The organism is Actimicrobium sp. CCC2.4 (genome assembly GCF_034347385.1).
Taxonomy (GTDB): Bacteria; Pseudomonadota; Gammaproteobacteria; order Burkholderiales; family Burkholderiaceae_D; genus Actimicrobium.
Genome location: NZ_CP133777.1, coordinates 3,076,859 through 3,093,422 on the forward strand (window position 1 = coordinate 3,076,859; position 16,564 = coordinate 3,093,422).

Annotated in this window: 14 protein-coding genes; 7 read left to right on the forward strand and 7 right to left on the reverse strand. The window is 55.5% G+C overall.

Annotated features, from left to right (window positions below):
• Nucleotides 1-88 precede the first annotated feature (88 nt).
• From RHM62_RS14155 to RHM62_RS14185, 7 genes are all read right to left on the reverse strand, one after another.
• Nucleotides 89-790, reverse strand: a complete 702-nt coding sequence (locus tag RHM62_RS14155; RefSeq protein ID WP_322122722.1) for an ABC transporter ATP-binding protein — start codon at nucleotides 788-790, stop codon at nucleotides 89-91.
• Nucleotides 787-1,554 (reverse strand): ABC transporter ATP-binding protein, encoded by a 768-nt coding sequence (locus RHM62_RS14160; protein WP_322122723.1) that lies wholly within the window; start codon nucleotides 1,552-1,554, stop codon nucleotides 787-789. Before RHM62_RS14160 ends, RHM62_RS14155 begins: the two co-directional genes overlap by 4 nt.
• On the reverse strand, nucleotides 1,551-2,828 hold the full coding sequence (locus RHM62_RS14165; RefSeq protein WP_322122724.1) for a branched-chain amino acid ABC transporter permease: 1,278 nt from the start codon (nucleotides 2,826-2,828) through the stop codon (nucleotides 1,551-1,553). Before RHM62_RS14165 ends, RHM62_RS14160 begins: the two co-directional genes overlap by 4 nt.
• Nucleotides 2,825-3,829: a branched-chain amino acid ABC transporter permease gene (locus tag RHM62_RS14170; protein WP_416172263.1), complete on the reverse strand. Its 1,005-nt coding sequence runs from the start codon at nucleotides 3,827-3,829 to the stop codon at nucleotides 2,825-2,827. Before RHM62_RS14170 ends, RHM62_RS14165 begins: the two co-directional genes overlap by 4 nt.
• Before the next feature lie 132 nt (nucleotides 3,830-3,961).
• Nucleotides 3,962-5,212: a branched-chain amino acid ABC transporter substrate-binding protein gene (locus RHM62_RS14175; RefSeq protein WP_322122726.1), complete on the reverse strand. Its 1,251-nt coding sequence runs from the start codon at nucleotides 5,210-5,212 to the stop codon at nucleotides 3,962-3,964.
• A 66-nt stretch (nucleotides 5,213-5,278) separates the two neighbouring features.
• Nucleotides 5,279-6,931 carry a 3-(methylthio)propionyl-CoA ligase gene (locus RHM62_RS14180; RefSeq protein ID WP_322122727.1) on the reverse strand — a complete coding sequence of 551 codons (1,653 nt, stop codon included), beginning with the start codon at nucleotides 6,929-6,931 and terminating at the stop codon, nucleotides 5,279-5,281.
• Nucleotides 6,932-7,039: 108 nt separating this feature from the next.
• The gene (locus tag RHM62_RS14185) at nucleotides 7,040-7,795 is read right to left on the reverse strand and encodes a class II aldolase/adducin family protein (RefSeq protein ID WP_416172264.1); all 756 of its coding nucleotides are present in this window, start codon (nucleotides 7,793-7,795) and stop codon (nucleotides 7,040-7,042) included.
• A 138-nt stretch (nucleotides 7,796-7,933) separates the two neighbouring features.
• On the opposite strand from RHM62_RS14185, the gene RHM62_RS14190 reads away from it, so the two are divergent.
• The 7 genes from RHM62_RS14190 to RHM62_RS14220 all read left to right on the forward strand — a co-directional run bounded on the left by RHM62_RS14190 (nucleotide 7,934) and on the right by RHM62_RS14220 (nucleotide 16,561).
• Nucleotides 7,934-9,136, forward strand: coding sequence for a serine hydrolase domain-containing protein (locus RHM62_RS14190; protein WP_322122729.1), 1,203 nt, complete (start codon nucleotides 7,934-7,936; stop codon nucleotides 9,134-9,136).
• A gap of 40 nt (nucleotides 9,137-9,176) precedes the next feature.
• Nucleotides 9,177-10,658 carry a protein adenylyltransferase SelO gene (locus RHM62_RS14195; protein ID WP_322122730.1) on the forward strand — a complete coding sequence of 494 codons (1,482 nt, stop codon included), beginning with the start codon at nucleotides 9,177-9,179 and terminating at the stop codon, nucleotides 10,656-10,658.
• Nucleotides 10,655-11,077, forward strand: coding sequence for a peptide-methionine (R)-S-oxide reductase MsrB (gene msrB / locus RHM62_RS14200; protein ID WP_322122731.1), 423 nt, complete (start codon nucleotides 10,655-10,657; stop codon nucleotides 11,075-11,077). Before RHM62_RS14195 ends, msrB begins: the two co-directional genes overlap by 4 nt.
• On the forward strand, nucleotides 11,074-11,694 hold the full coding sequence (locus RHM62_RS14205; RefSeq protein ID WP_322122732.1) for a septation protein A: 621 nt from the start codon (nucleotides 11,074-11,076) through the stop codon (nucleotides 11,692-11,694). Before msrB ends, RHM62_RS14205 begins: the two co-directional genes overlap by 4 nt.
• Complete coding sequence (locus RHM62_RS14210; RefSeq protein ID WP_322122733.1) at nucleotides 11,691-11,972, forward strand: BolA family protein; 282 nt, start codon at nucleotides 11,691-11,693, stop codon at nucleotides 11,970-11,972. Before RHM62_RS14205 ends, RHM62_RS14210 begins: the two co-directional genes overlap by 4 nt.
• Before the next feature lie 48 nt (nucleotides 11,973-12,020).
• Nucleotides 12,021-12,797 (forward strand): peptidylprolyl isomerase, encoded by a 777-nt coding sequence (locus RHM62_RS14215; RefSeq protein WP_322122734.1) that lies wholly within the window; start codon nucleotides 12,021-12,023, stop codon nucleotides 12,795-12,797.
• A 395-nt stretch (nucleotides 12,798-13,192) separates the two neighbouring features.
• Nucleotides 13,193-16,561, forward strand: a complete 3,369-nt coding sequence (locus tag RHM62_RS14220; RefSeq protein ID WP_322122735.1) for an NEL-type E3 ubiquitin ligase domain-containing protein — start codon at nucleotides 13,193-13,195, stop codon at nucleotides 16,559-16,561.
• Nucleotides 16,562-16,564 lie beyond the last annotated feature (3 nt).

Sequence of the window (16,564 nt, forward strand, 5' to 3'; positions counted from 1 at the left end):
CAAACTACGTTAGCGACCACTAAAGGATTTGCCCGCAGCAAATATCCCGACCCTTATCCTGCTACGCGCAAGAACGCATCCGCCGCGATTACACCTCGAGCCACTCCTTGCGCACCGCGTCATTCTCACGCAGCTGCGCCGGGGTCCCCTCGAACACGATAGAGCCGTGCCCCATCACGTACACCCGCTGCGAAATCTCCAGCGCGATGGCCAGTTTCTGCTCGACCAGCAAGATGGAGATGCCGCGGTTTTTCAGGGCGCTCAGGTACTCGGCAACCAGGTCGACGATCTTTGGTGCCAGCCCTTCGGTCGGCTCGTCGATCATGATCAGATCCGGGTCGCCCATCAGCGTGCGACACAAGGTCAGCATCTGCTGTTCGCCACCCGACATCACGCCGGCCGGGGTGTGCTGGCGCTCACGCAAGCGCGGGAATAGTTGGTACATGTCGTTGAGCGTCCAGCGTGACTTGCGACCTTTCTTTTCGCCGAGGATCAGGTTTTGCTCGACCGTCAGCGTTGGAAAAATATCCCGGTTCTCGGGCACGTAACCCAATCCCTTGTGGGCAATCTGGAAGGCTTTCAGGCCAATCATTTCCTCGCCCTTGAACAGGATGGAACCGGTCGCATTGACCTGCCCCATCGTGGCCTTGACGGTGGTCGAACGACCCACGCCATTACGGCCCAGCAGGCTGACGATCTCGCCTTCATTGACCACCAGATCGACACCATGCAACACGTGGCTCTTGCCGTAATACGCATGCAGGTTCTTCAGTTCGAGCAGGGCCGTCATGATGCTGTCTCCTCTGGCGCGTGGGTGCCCAGATAGGCTTCCTGTACTTTTGCGTTGCCGCGAATATTGGCCGGCGTGTCGCAGGCAATCATCTCGCCGTAGACCAGCACCGCGATCTTGTCGGCCAGGCCGAACACCACGCTCATGTCGTGCTCGACCATCAGCAGCGTCTTGCCGACCGTGACCTTGCGGATCAGTTCGACAGCGGCATCGCTTTCGGAACGGCTCATGCCGGCGGTCGGCTCATCGAGCAAAATCACATCGGCACCGCCGGCGATCGTGATGCCGATTTCGAGCGCACGCTGTTCTGCATAGGTCAGCAATCCGGCCGCCGTGGACCGGCGACGGGTCAGACCGATCTGCTCGAGCACCGCTTCAGCCCGTTCATGTGCATCCCGCAGACCATTGAGACGATGCCAGAACGAGTACTTGTAACCGAGTGACCAGAGCACCGAACAGCGCAAATTTTCATACACGCTGAGCCGATGAAAGATGTTCGTGATCTGGAAGCTGCGCGACAGGCCGAGCCGGTTGATCTCGAACGGCCGCAGGCCGACCGTGCTCGCCCCATTGAGCAGGATGTCACCACTGCTGATACCAAAACGGCCCGACACCAGGTTAAACAGCGTCGACTTGCCGGCACCGTTCGGACCGATCACGGCGAAGCGTTCGCCTTTCGGCACTTGCAGACTGGTACCGCGGATGATTTCGGACTTGCCGAAACTCTTGCGGACATCCTTCAGTTCGAGGGAAAACGCGCTCATGTTTGTGCCCTCCGGTTAGCTTCTTCAATATCGGTGTTGACGTCATCCCAGACGTGACGGAAAGGTATCTTGATTTTTTGAAACGCGATGCCGCCGATCACGACCAGAGCAGCACCAAGCAGCCATGCCGTCAGCGAGTCAGTGTCGATCGATACACGGAACAGCGTCATCAGCGGACCTGCGCCGGCATCGAGCGTGACGTGATACAGCATCTCGATCAGGATCACGGCACCCGCAAAGATCACCAGTCCCGCACCGCAGATCGCGCCCAATAACGGTGCCACGCGGCTAAATTGCCGGTGCACCACCAGCCGCACAATCATCATCAGCAAGCTGGCAATGCCACCCGGCGCATACAACACGATGATGATAAAAAACACCCCCAGGTATAACTGCCAGGCCTTGGTGAAATCAGACAGCATCACAGTCAGGAACACACCGACCACTGCACCGATCATCGGTCCGAAAAAGAAGCCGATACCGCCGATAAACGTGAACAGCAACACGGCGCCGGAACGCAACGCACTGACGTTTTCGGCACTGACAATTTCAAAGTTGATGGCCGACAGTCCACCGGAAATCCCGGCAAAAAAGGCCGACAGGATCAGTGTCATGTAGCGCACCCATTGCGTGTCGTAGCCGATGAACTCGACCCGTTCCGGGTTGTCGCGTACCGCGTTGGCCAGACGTCCCAGCGGCGTCTGCGTAAAGGCATACATGCCGATCGTGGTGACGAACAACCAGAACGCGATCAGGTAATACACCTGGATCTGCGGCCCGAAGGTAATCCCCATGAATGGTTCGCCGATGACGCGATTGGTCGAAATACCGCCTTCGCCACCGAAGAATTCCGGGAACATCAGCGACGCCGCGAACACCAGTTCAACCAGCCCGAGCGTAATCATCGAAAACGTCGTGCCGCTTTTTTTGGTGGTGACGTAACCGAACAGGATGCCGAAACCCATGCCGGCCACGCCGCCGATCAGCGGCACCAGTACTACCGGAATGGGCGCACCGGCCGTAGCGATATTGAGCGCATGGATCGCAAAAAACGCGCCCAGTCCGGAGTACACCGCATGACCGAACGACAGCATGCCGCCCTGCCCCAGCAGCATGTTGAACGACAACGCAAAGATCGTCAGCGTGCCGACTTGCGACAGCAGTGATAGCGAAGCACCCTTGTGGAAAATCAGTGGTGCCACGATCAGTGTCACAGCGAAGCAGCACCAGATGACCCAGCGCACAAGATTAAGAGGTCGATAAGTCATGGTCATCCTTCCCGAGTACCCATCAGACCCTTGGGCCTGAAGATCAGGATGAGTACCAGCAGCAGGTAGGGCATGATCGGTGCCACCTGCGAGATGGTCAATTTGAGAACCGCATAGCCCGGCGTCATCGCCGTGACCTGTGCGCCGAACAGGGCCAGTACGCTGATCATCGAATAGTCGATCGCCACGGCAAAGGTTTGCAGCACGCCAATGAGCAGCGATGCCATCAATGCACCGACCAGCGAGCCCATGCCGCCGACAACCACCACCACAAAAATGATGCTGCCGACGGTGCCGGCCATCGCCGGTTCGGTCACGAACGCATTACCGCCAATGACGCCGGCCAGTCCGGCCAGTGCACAGCCACCGCCGAACACCAGCATCAGCACGCGTGGCACGTTGTGGCCGAGTGCTTCGACCGTATCGGGATGGGTCAAGGCTGCCTGGATCACCAGGCCGATGCGGGTGCGGGTGAGCACCAGGTAAATCGCCAGCAGCATCAGCAAGGCGATCAGCATCATGAAGCCGCGATAAATCGGGAAAGTCGTTGTGTACAGCGTGAACAGCGCGCCATCGAGTTCGGCCGGAATCTTGTAGGGCACCGTCGCGCGGCCCCAGATCAGTTGCACCACTTCGAGAATCACGTAGGACAGGCCGAACGTAAAGAGCAATTCGGGAATGTGGCCGTACTTGTGTACCGAGCGCAAGCCGTAGCGTTCGACCAGCGCACCGAGTGCACCGACGAGCAGGGGCGCAACGAGCAGGGCCGGCCAGAAACCCAGCACGGAAGAAATCGTGTAAGCAAAGTAAGCACCCAGCATATAGAAGCTGGCGTGCGCAAAATTGAGGACGCCCATCATGCTGAAGATCAGCGTCAGGCCGGCGGAAAGCATGAACAGCAAGAGCCCGTAGCTCAAACCGTTGAGCAAAGTAATTAGCGTGAACTCCACGGGAAAACCTTTATGTGAGGGATGGTGCAGCAGCACGGTGCGCAGGACAACGCACATCGGGGCGAACCGCCGCTTCTCGGGCTGCATCGCAGTCCAATTCGCGGTCCGGTTAAAAAGCTTGCACGAGAACATGGCAACCGCCGGGGATCACCCGACGGTCGCTTGTCCTGCCTCAAGCATCACGACAAATTACGACGGCTTCGGTGGCCGTTTCATCTGGCATGACGTCGGCTGTGTGGCCACGTAGGTCTCGACTTTCTGATCGGTCTTCCAGCCGTAGCCGGTATTTTCCTGATCGTACTTGACGGTCTTGCCATCTACCTTGGACCAGGTCGCGATGTACAGCGGTTGCTGCAGCTGATGATCCGCGACGCGCATTTCGTTTTCGCCGTTGAGACTCTTGAACTTCATCCCTTCGAGGGCGTAGGCCACCTTGATCGGATCGGTCGACTTGGCATTTTTGATGGCCCGCGACAGCATCTCGACAATGTTGTAGGTCGCCAGCGTGTAGAAGTCGTCGTCGTACTTCTTCTTGTACGCCTCGACGATTTCCTTGCCGGAGAAGGTCTCGTTGTTCGGATGCCAGTAAGCGACCATCTTGACATGCTCGGCACCGGCCGAACCCATGGCCGTTGGGACGCCCGTGGTACCGCCGTAATACGTATAGAAGTTGGCCTTCAGGTCAGCGTCTTTGCCGGCCTTGATCAGCAACGCGAGGTCGGCGCCCCAGTTACCGGTGATGACGGTGTCCGCACCGGAAGCTTTAATTTTCGCAATGTAAGGCGAGAAATCCTTGACCTGCCCGATCGGGTGGAGATCGTCACCAACGACCTGGATATCAGGCCGCTTGCGCTTGAGGTATTCCTTGGCCGCGCGTGTGACCTGGTGGCCGTGGGCGTAGTTCTGGCCAATGATGTAGACCTTCTTGATCGACATGTCCTTGGCCATGAAGCTGGTCAGGGCTTCCATTTTCATGTCGGAATTGGCATCGAACCGGAAGTGCCAGAAACTGCATTTGCTGTTGGTCAGGTCAGGGTCAATCGCGGCGTGGTTCAGGAACACGACTTCCTTGCCGGGATTGCGTTCGTTGTGTTTGTTGACCGCATCGATCAGCGCCAGCGCCACGCCGGAGCCATTGCCTTGCGTGATGTAGCGGTAGCCCTGGTCGATCACGGTCTTGAGCTGGGTCAACGATTCCTGCGGGCTGCCCTTGTTGTCAAAGCCAACGAATTCCAGCGTATTCGCACCGGCCAGCTTTTGCTGGTTGGCGGTCTCGGCAAACATCTGGAAACTCTTCAGCTGGTTCTGGCCGATAGGCGCGAACGAGCCCGACAGCGTTTCGATCAGGGCGACCTTGACGTTTTCGGCGTGGGCAACCGGAGCAGCAAAAGCAGCTGCGACGGACAGGGCAATCAATAACGGGCGGAACTGGTTTGTCATTTGTCTCTTCCTTATGGATTTTATGGGTATGGCTAAATGCAATGACCAACTACGAACTGCAACCCCTCAGGCGGTGGGCAATTTGTACTCCTTAAACTGTTCACGCATTTTGTTCTTCAAAAATTTGCCGGTCGCACCGATCGGCAAGGCATCGACGAACGCCACGTCATCCGGGGTCCACCACTTCGCGATCTTGCCGTCATAAAACGCCAGCAATTCTTCGCGCGTGAGCTCGGCGTTGGCACGCTTGACCACAACCAGCAAAGGCCGCTCATCCCACTTCGGATGAAACACCCCGATGCAGGCTGCCTGCAGGACGGCCGGATGCGCCATCGCAATATTTTCGAGATCGATGGTACCTATCCATTCGCCGCCGGACTTGATGACGTCCTTGCTGCGGTCGGTGATCTGCATGTAGCCATCGCCATCGATGGTGGCAACGTCGCCGGTCGGGAACCAGCCATCTTCGAGCACGCTGGCTTCTTCCTGTTTGTAATAGCTGCTGATGATCCACGGTCCCTTGACCAGCAGATTGCCGTAGGTCTTGCCATCCCACGGCAGTTCGAGCCCGGCATCATCAACGATCTTGATGTCGACACCAAAAATCGCATGCCCCTGCTTTTCCAGCAGCGATTGGCGGGCGTCTTCGGTCAGGCCGCTGTGTTTGGCCTGCAGCGTGCAGGACGTTCCCAGCGGCGACATTTCGGTCATGCCCCAGGCGTGGATGACTTCGATGCCGTACTTGTGGCGCAGCGTCTTCATCATCGCCGGCGGACAGGCCGAACCGCCGATGACGGTGCGCTTGAAGCTGGTGAAAGTCAGGTTGTTTTCGGCCATGTAATTGAGCAGGCCAAACCAGACTGTCGGCACGCCTGCCGAGAACGTCACCTGCTCCTGCTCGAACAGTTCGTAGAGCGATTTGCCATCGAGCGCCGGTCCGGGAAAAACCATTTTCGCGCCGGTCAGCAAGACCGAATACGGCAGGCCCCAGGCGTTCACATGGAACATCGGCACGACCGGCAGCACGGCATCGCGGGCCGACACGTTCAGGCTGTCAGGCATCGTCGAGGCAAATGAATGCAGCACCGTCGACCGATGCGAATACAGCGCACCTTTCGGATTGCCGGTCGTGCCCGACGTGTAGCACAGGCTGGAAGCCGAATTCTCGTCGAACAGCGGCCAGGTGTAATCAGGGGATGCCGCGTCGATCAGTTCTTCGTAGCACAGCAGGTTTGGAATCTTGCTATTGGCAGGCATGTGATCACGGTCACACAAGGCAATGAAACCCTTGACCGTGGTGCAGTGCGCTGCGAACGCTTCAACCAGCGGCAGGAAGGTCATGTCGAACATCAGGTACTGGTCTTCGGCATGGTTGACGATGTAGGCAACCTGCTCGGGATGCAGACGCGGATTGACCGTGTGCAGCACGGCTCCGGAACCGGACACACCGTAATACGCTTCAAGATGGCGGTAGCCATTCCAAGCCAGTGTCGCCACGCGGTCGCCCATCGTCACGCCCAGCGTCGCCAGCGCATTGGCAAGCCGGCGCGAACGGGTATGGCAGTCATGGTAGGTGTAGCGGTGGATATCACCTTCGACCCGGCGCGAGACGATTTCGTTATCGCCGAAGTGGCGGTCTGCATGTTCGATAATGCTGGAGATCAACAATGGCTGATCCATCATCTGGCCCATCAACGGGCTCTTCGGGTACGACGCCATCTTTTCTCCTGTGTGCTATTTAAATCGGTCGCGGTGATTTTCGTACGACCGTGCGGAAAGCGTCAATGCCTTTCGATGCTGCGCTGCGGCATGCTGCTAAGCATCCTGTTAATCGCGATAGGACGTATCCGCGCGATCCAGTCGTCGCAGCAAGCCCGGCCATGCCAACATGCCACCGAGTGACTTGGTCGCTTCGCGCGCCTGCGCCTGGGCGGTGCTGATGATGGCGTCCGGAATCGTGATCAGTTCGCCGCCGCCGGCTTGCGCCCGGATCTGGATATTGCAGGCGGTCTCGAAGGTGTACATGTTCAAAAAGGCGTCGGCGATGGTGGAACCGAGTGTCAGCAAACCGTGGTTGCGCAGCATGAAATAGGTCTTGTGACCAAGGTCGGCGACCAGCCGCGCTTTCTCGTCTTCACGCAGGGCGACGCCTTCGTAGTCGTGGTACGCCAGGCTGGCCAGGATAAAAATCGATTGCTGCGACAAGGCCAGCAAACCTTGTTTTTGCGCCGATACCGCCACGCCATTGAGGCTATGCACATGCAGCACGCACTGCGCATCGGGGCGCGCGGCGTGCACGGCGCTGTGAATCGTAAAGCCGGCCGGGTTGACCGGGAACGGCGAATCATCGAGCTTGTTACCAGCGAGATCGATTTTCACCAGCGACGATGCAGTAATCTCGTCGAACATCATGCCGTAGGGATTGATCAGAAACTGGTCATGGATCCCTGGCACGCGGGCGGTGATGTGCGTAAAGACCAGATCACTCCAGCCATAGTCGGCCACCAGCCGGTAGCAGGCGGCAAGATCGACGCGGGTTTGCCATTCTTCAGGCGAAACCTTGTTCTTCAGGGAGGGGATCATCAACGAATCGTTCATACTTGCTTGTCTCCTGTCTGAGGGATGTGCTGGCAACATGCACAACGTAATTGTCAATGCTGTTGCCTATTTTCTTGTCAACGGCCCGTGACAAACTGATCAACGAACCATTTACGGATAACCATGCCACAAGCCAACGATTCCATCAATGCGCCTTTCTACCTATCCGGCCTGGCGCGGCTCGATCAGACGATCCAGCGCGAGATCGATGCCGGACATATTCCCGGTGCCACGCTGCTGCTCGAACGTGGTGGCGTGGTCGCCCATGAAAAAGCCTATGGCCGGCAGAGTCCTGACAGCACGACACCGATGGCAACCGATACTATTTTCCGCATCTATTCGATGACCAAGCCGATTGTCTCGGTGGCGATCATGATGCTGGCCGAACAGGGCCGGCTACTCATTTCGGATCCGGTCTCGCGCTACTTCCCGGAACTGGCCAGGCTGCAGGTCGCTACCGAACACCTTGCTGCCGACGGTAGCCGGAGCCTGACGCTAGCACCCTGCACGCGTGAAATGACGATCCAGGATCTGCTGCGCCACACTGCTGGCCTGACCTACGGGATCTTCGGCGAGTCGACGCTGGTCAAGCAAGCCTATCTGGACAGCGGCATCGAAGGCCGCCAAATCACCAATGCCGGACTGGTCGATTGCCTGTCACGCTTGCCGCTGGCGTTCCAGCCGGGTAGCAACTGGGACTACAGCCGTGCCACCGACCTGCTCGGTGCCTTGCTGGAAAAAATCTCCGGCCAGTCGCTCGATGTCCATTTGCAGGAGCAGATTTTTGCGCCGCTGCAGATGCCCGACACAGGCTTCTGGGTCGCCGCCGATCAGCAGCACCGGATGGCACAACCGTTCCCGATTGATCCTGTCACGCAGCAAGCGGTGCGATTGCTCGATGGCCGCAGCCGTCCGGAATTCCTGTCCGGCGGTGGCGGCTTGCTATCGACTGCGCGCGATTACCTGCGCTTTGCACGCTTGCTACGCAATGGCGGCGAACTCGATGGCGTGCGCCTGCTGTCGCGCAAGACCATCGCCTTCATGACCAGCGACCATCTGGCCGGCATCCCCGGTGCCACTTCAGGTGCGGCGTACCTGCCCGGTGCCGGCTATGGCTTCGGACTGGGCTTTGCAGTGCGCAACACGGTTGGCGGTGCGCCAACGCCCGGCTCGGTCGGGGATTTTTTGTGGAGCGGACTGGCAGGAACGTATTTCTGGATCGATCCGCAAGAAGACTTGATCGCAATCTGGCTGATGCAAGCGCCCGAGCAGCGTGACCGCTTCCGGCAACTGGTGCGCAACCTGGTCCATGCCAGCCTGACCTGATTGATTTACACTGCACGCTCGCTGTCCACCACGGAATTCCATGACTTCACCCACGCTCAAGCGCACCGGCACGATGGACATCGGCAATACTTTTGCCGCCCTGCCCGATGCGTTTTCCACCCGCCTGCTGCCAACGCCATTGGCGCAACCGTACCTGGTCTGCGCCAGCCCGACGGCGGCAGCGCTGATTCACCTCGATCCGGCTGAATTCACCACCGACAATTTCATCGAGACCTTCACCGGCAACCGCCTTCCGGCCGACTCGACGCCGCTGGCGGCGGTGTACTCCGGCCACCAGTTCGGCGTCTGGGCCGGCCAGCTCGGCGACGGTCGCGCGATCCTGCTGGGCGATGTGCCGTCGGTGGCGGGTCGCATGGAATTGCAGCTCAAGGGAGCCGGTCCGACGCCGTATTCGCGCGGTGGCGATGGTCGTGCGGTGCTGCGTTCGTCGATCCGCGAATTCCTGTGTTCGGAGGCGATGGCCGGTCTCGGCATTCCGACCACGCGGGCGCTGTGCGTGACCGGCTCCGACCAGCGCGCGATGCGCGAAGCGCCCGAAACCACGGCCGTGACAACGCGCATGGCACCGAGCTTCATCCGCTTCGGTTCGTTCGAGCACTGGTACCAGAAAGACCGGCCCGATCTGCTGCGCGCACTGGCCGACCATGTGATCGACCAGCACTACCCGCAAGCCCGCGCCGATGCCAATCCGTATGCGGCGCTACTGACCAGTGTGACGCGCCGCACCGCACAGATGGTGGCGCACTGGCAGGCGGTCGGCTTCATGCATGGCGTGATGAACACCGACAACATGTCCATTCTCGGACTGACGCTGGACTATGGTCCGTTCGGTTTCATGGATGGCTTCGACCCGTCCCACATCTGCAATCACACCGACCAGCAGGGGCGTTATGCGTATGCAATGCAACCGCAGATCGCGCACTGGAATTGCTATGCGCTCGGCCAGGCACTGCTGCCGCTGATCGGCACGGTCGAGGACACCGAGGCGGCGCTGGCCAATTTCAAGCCTGACTACGACAGCATGATGGCCGGACTGCTGCAGGCCAAACTTGGACTGACCACGGTCCTGCCGGACGACACGGCGCTGGTCGACAGCCTGTTCGCGATCCTGCAAGCCGGACGGGTCGATTTCACGCTGTTTTTCCGCCGCCTCGGCGACCTGCAGACCGACCGGCCCGACACCGATGCGCCGTTGCGCGACCTGTTCATCGACCGTCCGGCCTTCGATGCCTGGGCCGCGGCCTACCGGCAACGTCTGCAACAAGAGCTACGCGGCGATGCCGAACGGCGTCTTGCAATGCATGCGGTCAACCCCAAATACGTACTTCGCAATCATCTGGCGCAAGTGGCCATCGAAAAAGCCCAGGACCGGGATTTCTCCGAAGTCGCGCGCTTGCTGGCCATCCTCGAAAAGCCATTTGACGATCAGCCTGAATTCGACAACTATGCGGCCCTGCCACCCGACTGGGCCAGCCAACTGGAAGTGAGTTGCTCATCATGACAAACAAGATCACCAAGACCGACGCCGAATGGCGTGCCGCACTCGACCCGATGGATTACGAAGTCACCCGTCATGCTGCCACCGAGCGCGCCTTCACCGGCCGCTACTGGGATCACCATGAACACGGCATTTATACCTGCGTCTGCTGCAACACGCCGCTGTTTGCGTCGGATGCCAAGTTCGACTCCGGTTGCGGCTGGCCGAGCTATTTCACCGCGCTCAACGAAGACAACGTAAAAGAGCTGGTTGACCGCAGCCATGGCATGGCCCGCACCGAAATTATTTGCGCAGTCTGCGATGCCCATCTGGGTCACGTGTTCCCGGACGGCCCGAAACCAACCGGCCTGCGCTATTGCATCAATTCCGCGTCGCTCAGTTTTGCGCCACCGGCCCTTTCCGATGAAGAGACCCCGACATGAAGTTCCTGTTCGACCTGTTCCCCGTCATCCTTTTCTTTGCGATGTTCAAGTGGGGTGAAGGCAATGTCGTCGCCGCCCAGGAACTGGCCGGTCGCTATTTGTCCGGACTGGTCTCGGGCGGCGTCGTCACGGCCGCACAGGCTCCCATCCTGCTGGCCACTACCGTGGTGATCGTCGCCACGCTGGCCCAGATCGGCTGGTTGCTGGCAAGACGCAAGAAGATCGATGCAATGCTCTGGGTGTCCCTGCTGATCGTCGGCGTGTTTGGCGGTGCCACCATCTACTTTCACAACGAAACCTTCATCAAGTGGAAACCGACCGTGTTGTACTGGGCCTTCGCTGCCGTCTTCGTGATCAGCCAGTTCGTCCTGAAAAAAAACCTGATCAAGAAAATGATGGGGGAACAGATTGATTTGCCGGCGGCACTCTGGAGCAGGCTGGGTGTATCGTGGTCGATCTTTTTTGTGCTCATGGGCTTCTTGAATCTGTACGTGGCATTCAATTACTCGACCGCCACCTGGGTCAATTTCAAGCTGTTCGGCGGGATGGGCCTGATGCTGGTGTTTGTTCTAGGCCAAAGTTTGTTCTTGTCCAAGCACATGCAGGAGCCAAAATGAGCGATCGTGAAAAACGCATTCTCGCCAGCCTGAACGCCACTTTCGCACCGACCGCTTGTCTTCTCGAAGACGAGTCCGCAGCACATGCCGGTCACGCGGGTGCGGCAACCGGTGGCAGCCACTTCCGGCTGCATCTGGTGTCGGCGTGTTTCGAGGGCCAGTCACGCGTGAACCGTCATCGGCTCGTGTATGATTGCCTCCGCGATATGATGCAGGCTGAAATCCACGCACTTGCACTGAGCACGGCAGCGCCTTCCGAGGTCGCCGCCATCTCCTGAATTCCATTCGATGTGCTTTTATTTTATTTTCGACCCTAGGAACAAATAATGACATTCAAACCTGCTCGCTTGCTCGTAGTCTTACTCGCCATGGCAGCCTTGCCAGCCGTGGCACAGAACCTCGCCGTCGTCAACGGCAAGTCCATTCCTTCCAGCCGTGCCGACCTGATGGTCAAGCAAGCCGCGACCCAGGGACAAGCCGACACACCGGAACTGCGCAAGATGGTCAAGGAAGAATTGATCAACCGCGAAGTGCTGGTCCAGGAAGCCGACAAGCTTGGCCTGGGCAACTCCGCCGACGTCAAATCCCAGCTCGAAATCGCCCGTCAATCGCTGGTCATCCGCGCACTGGTTGGTGATTACGTCAAGAAGCACCCGGTCAGCGACGCCGACATCAAGGCCGAATACGACAAGTTCAAGGCCACGGCCGGCGACAAGGAATACCGCGCCCGCCATATCCTGGTTGAAAAAGAAGACGAAGCCAAAGCCATCATCATCAAGCTGAAAGCCGGCGCCAAGTTCGAAGACCTGGCCAAGGCATCGAAAGATCCCGGTTCGGCCGCCAACGGTGGCGACCTCGACTGGGCTTCACCTGCCTCGTTCGTCAAGCCATTCTCGGATGCCATGGTTGCACTGGCCAAGGGTTCGTACACCGAAGTCCCGGTCAAGACCCAGTTCGGCTACCACGTGATCAAACTGGAAGACACCCGCGCCGCCAAAGTGCCGACGCTGGAAGAAGTCAAGCCACAGATCAGCGAAAGCCTGCAACAGAAAAAACTGCAGGAATACCAGCAGGAACTGCGCGCCAAAGCCAAGGTGCAGTAAGCATTCATCAGGCAACACCCGCACCATGAAAGCGCTCTTTGGAGCGCTTTTTTTTATCTGTTGGCGGAGTAAATTTGCTGGCGATTTACCCAACATGCCTGGCATCCAGACACGCCGTCCCCACTAACCACCGCGCAGTAGCATTTTCGTTACTCCCATCCTGCTGACCTGACATACCAGGCAGCTTGGCGCCTACGCGCCGCTACGACGACAACGCCACCGGAAGCTGTCGGTCAGTATTCTACAAAATGCATTTCTTCACCCCGCGATTAGACACCAGCGAATATGCCTAATTGGTATTCGATTCCCGGAACGAAAAACTTTTTTCGGACCGATGGAACCGAGTGCATTAGACAGTCACTCAAGGTCAGTTTTGAAAAGAGCCCGGATATAAATTGCCGGTATTTGTCGCCACAATATTTTCCCTCAAAGCATTTTCTATGTCGCCACCAATAAGCCCCCGCTCGCCAAATATCGCATCCACGTCTCATCAAATGAATGTTTTTGAACCACATGGATTACTGACTTTACCTTCGAAATTGTGGAATGCATTACGTAACATTGTGGTTCCTCCAAACAAACAGGAATTCAATCGAGAGATTCCAACGACTGTCACCGGTGTGGGTTGCCCTGCCCACACAGCGGTCAATGTACTCATTGGCCATCCATCCCAGATTAACGCTTCCATTCATGCCAATGTCATCAATCTCGATTCCCAACGCTTCAAACGATCTGCTAGCGCAGCGATAGGTACTGCTCGAATTGCAATGGCTGGTCAATCACCGCAGGATTTTAATCTTTGCGAAAGATTTCTTGCGCAGTCACTCATTTCTGGAAAGGGTTTATTTCAGTTCGTTTCACCAAGAGCCAATAAAACCACGTTAGGGATTTCATCGAAGCGCAGTAAAGAAAGTAAAGCAATTCCAATCATCGATCAACTGAAATATCAATGGGAACGATCCCTTTTGATGAATGAAACAATTTACCTTGCTGGTCAACGTTTTGAAGTCACTGGACTGGAACCGAAAATCTTACAGGAAAATAGCCCATCAGAAGATCATTGCAGCTATGAGCTTACGGCAATTGATAGGTCTGACGGGAGTACAAAAAAAATACTATTGACGCAAGCGGGCTTTTCATTTTCAGACAGGGTACTGAGTATGGGCGATATTGAGAGAGCTAATGACTTAATGAATCTTCAAGTCGAAAAAGAACTTAATTTTCCGACGTGCAGCAAGGCGACACAACAGTCAATACAGGCTGATCCTTTGGTTGTCAGCTATGCCGGTATCGGACGCAATGCAACACTGATCACTTATCGCGAGACGCTATCACGCATGAAAGCTGAACCTGATGAGAAGATATTGGACGAAAAGTGGCTGGACGATACGCTCTTTGATATTGTTCGGGCGGGACGTGAAGATCGCGGTCTGAATTTCATTCATTCGGATGCGCAATTGCAGGCTTTACGGTCGGCGTTAATGCACAAAATTGAATCACGTACAGTGCACACTATTCCTGGCCCCTCGAAGCGAGATGAGGCGATGAGAAGCTCCGTCTCGCTGGCAATGCTTCCAATACAGCTGCCTCTGTCACCACAATCCATTCTACCCGCTTCAGCGATTATCGATACAAATCACGATATTCCATTTACAAGCTTAACTATTCAAGAAAAAACCTTAAATGACTTATATAATGAATGGCATATTTGGGAAAGGCAGATTCCGGGAGGAAGTCAGGAAGACCGCAAAACAGCGGTCGAAAACATGAAACTTTGGATCGATAAGAATGACACGAATGCCAAGCTTAAATTAAACGACCTACGATTAACCAGCCTTCCCGACAATCTGCCACCGGGGGTGCGCCATTTGGAAATTTTTCTTAACCGACTTACGTGCTTACCTGAAAATTTACCAGACAGTCTCGCCTATATGGATGCTGGTGATAATTGCCTAACCAAATTACCTGCAAAATTACCATTAAATTTAAAATCTCTAATAATATCAAACAATGAACTGACTCAACTGACGGGCTCTCTCCCGGCTGAGTTGGAAATAATTAATGCAAGCTTCAATAGTATTAGTAAATTGCCCGATTATTTACCAACTAGTTTGAAGTCACTGCAGTTGACTAGAAACCGTATTACCACTTTACCCGAAACACTACCAGATAGCATTGAAAATCTTATGCTGAATTGCAATGAACTGGTCGGCTTTCCGGATAAATTACCTGACGCACTCAAAGAACTGTCCGTAGGATCTAATTATTTGACTGTATTGCCAGAAAATTTCCCCCAATATTTGGAAAAATTAGATTTGAGTAGCAACAGTATTGAAATACTTCCATATAATTTACCTGCAACGATCACGACACTTACAGTTGTTCAAAATAATTTGACCGGCTTACCAGAAACTCTACCGGAAAGTCTTGAAAAACTTTCTGCATTTAATAATCACATTACTAAAGTACCGGATACCTTACCGTCAGGGCTAAAGAAATTGTTACTTTCAGATAATGAGTTGACTGACATATCCAATTCTCTGCCAACTAGATTGGAAGAAATTGACGTCTCTAATAACCGATTAACAGGACTAGTCTCTCTCGCTCGTTTTCAGGAATTAAAAAGATTAAATCTGCTCAATAATTCACTCACTAACTTACCTGATGACATCTTTCATTTAAATCGAAACTGCGAGATTCAACTTGAAACAAGTGGATTCTCGGACGGAGTATTTAATAGACTCGCTTTTATTGCTCAGGATGTGAATTATGCGGGTCCGCGAATTATTTTTCAAACGCGTGCGGCGCGCGATCCTCTGCTGACTCGTCCACTAAATGAAGAAGTTTGTTCTTGGCGTGAAGAACTAACCGGTACGCAATTCAATCAGTGGAACAGCGTCTGGAACGATGACCTCACGCGTGAGACCACAATAGCATTTTCAACGTTTCTTTCCCGTGCAAGACAAATTAGTGATTATACAAACGGGGAGTCAAGGCCGGCTACAGTACAGCGCATTAACTTATTACTCGATCAATTACAGTCCAACTCGAACTCACGCGTAGATTGCTATAACATCGCCGTCGAAGCCATTGGAAGCTGCAACGACCGTATCGCCTTGCGGTTAATCGACATGGAAATACAGTGCCGAATTGATATTACCGGCAAAGAAATCGACGAAGGTGGTTTTGATTCGGCACCGCAAGCGCTGATTACTCTCTGCAAAGGCATATACCGACTGAAAATTCTGGCCAGGGCGGCCGAACGTAAGGCCAACAGTCTGAATCTGGTTGATCCCATTGAGGTACATCTCGGATATATTCTGCGCTTTGCCGAAGAATTTTCGCTGCCTGTTCAGATTAAATCGATGCAGTTTCCACGCCTTGCCGACCTCACGCAGGAGGACTTGCTAAGCGCAAGACGCGAGCTTTCCAGTAGCGATTTGCCTGACGAAGAAAAAATAACCAGTAATGCCGAATATCTGTTATTTCTTTCGACCTATCCCTTGATGGTCAAAATGTTGCGAAGAATTGTTCCAGATCGGATGGAAACAGCGATGCGAGAAGTTGAGCCGTCTATTGAAGCAAGGAAGGCCGAAATCTATAAAAAACTGGAGCAACTTGATGATAATGCCGACGATTATCAACTCCGCGCTGTCGAGTTAAATGAGGATTTCCGGCGTGTAGATATTGAAGCACCCGGGCAAGCCATCCGTCCTGTATTGCTTGACTTTCTCGCGCAGAACAAAATCTCCGCAACTTTCTAGCGC

Coding starts and splice junctions, on each gene's coding strand:
- RHM62_RS14160 (WP_322122723.1), bottom strand. CDS start 1,554: ATGAGCGCGTTTTCCCTCGAACTGAAGGATGTCCGCAAGAGTTTCGGC.
- RHM62_RS14170 (WP_416172263.1), bottom strand. CDS start 3,829: ATGTGCGTTGTCCTGCGCACCGTGCTGCTGCACCATCCCTCACATAAA.
- RHM62_RS14165 (WP_322122724.1), bottom strand. CDS start 2,828: ATGACCATGACTTATCGACCTCTTAATCTTGTGCGCTGGGTCATCTGG.
- RHM62_RS14210 (WP_322122733.1), top strand. CDS start 11,691: ATGAGCGATCGTGAAAAACGCATTCTCGCCAGCCTGAACGCCACTTTC.
- RHM62_RS14195 (WP_322122730.1), top strand. CDS start 9,177: ATGACTTCACCCACGCTCAAGCGCACCGGCACGATGGACATCGGCAAT.
- RHM62_RS14155 (WP_322122722.1), bottom strand. CDS start 790: ATGACGGCCCTGCTCGAACTGAAGAACCTGCATGCGTATTACGGCAAG.
- RHM62_RS14215 (WP_322122734.1), top strand. CDS start 12,021: ATGACATTCAAACCTGCTCGCTTGCTCGTAGTCTTACTCGCCATGGCA.
- RHM62_RS14185 (WP_416172264.1), bottom strand. CDS start 7,795: ATGATCCCCTCCCTGAAGAACAAGGTTTCGCCTGAAGAATGGCAAACC.
- RHM62_RS14180 (WP_322122727.1), bottom strand. CDS start 6,931: ATGGCGTCGTACCCGAAGAGCCCGTTGATGGGCCAGATGATGGATCAG.
- RHM62_RS14190 (WP_322122729.1), top strand. CDS start 7,934: ATGCCACAAGCCAACGATTCCATCAATGCGCCTTTCTACCTATCCGGC.
- RHM62_RS14205 (WP_322122732.1), top strand. CDS start 11,074: ATGAAGTTCCTGTTCGACCTGTTCCCCGTCATCCTTTTCTTTGCGATG.
- RHM62_RS14175 (WP_322122726.1), bottom strand. CDS start 5,212: ATGACAAACCAGTTCCGCCCGTTATTGATTGCCCTGTCCGTCGCAGCT.
- msrB (WP_322122731.1), top strand. CDS start 10,655: ATGACAAACAAGATCACCAAGACCGACGCCGAATGGCGTGCCGCACTC.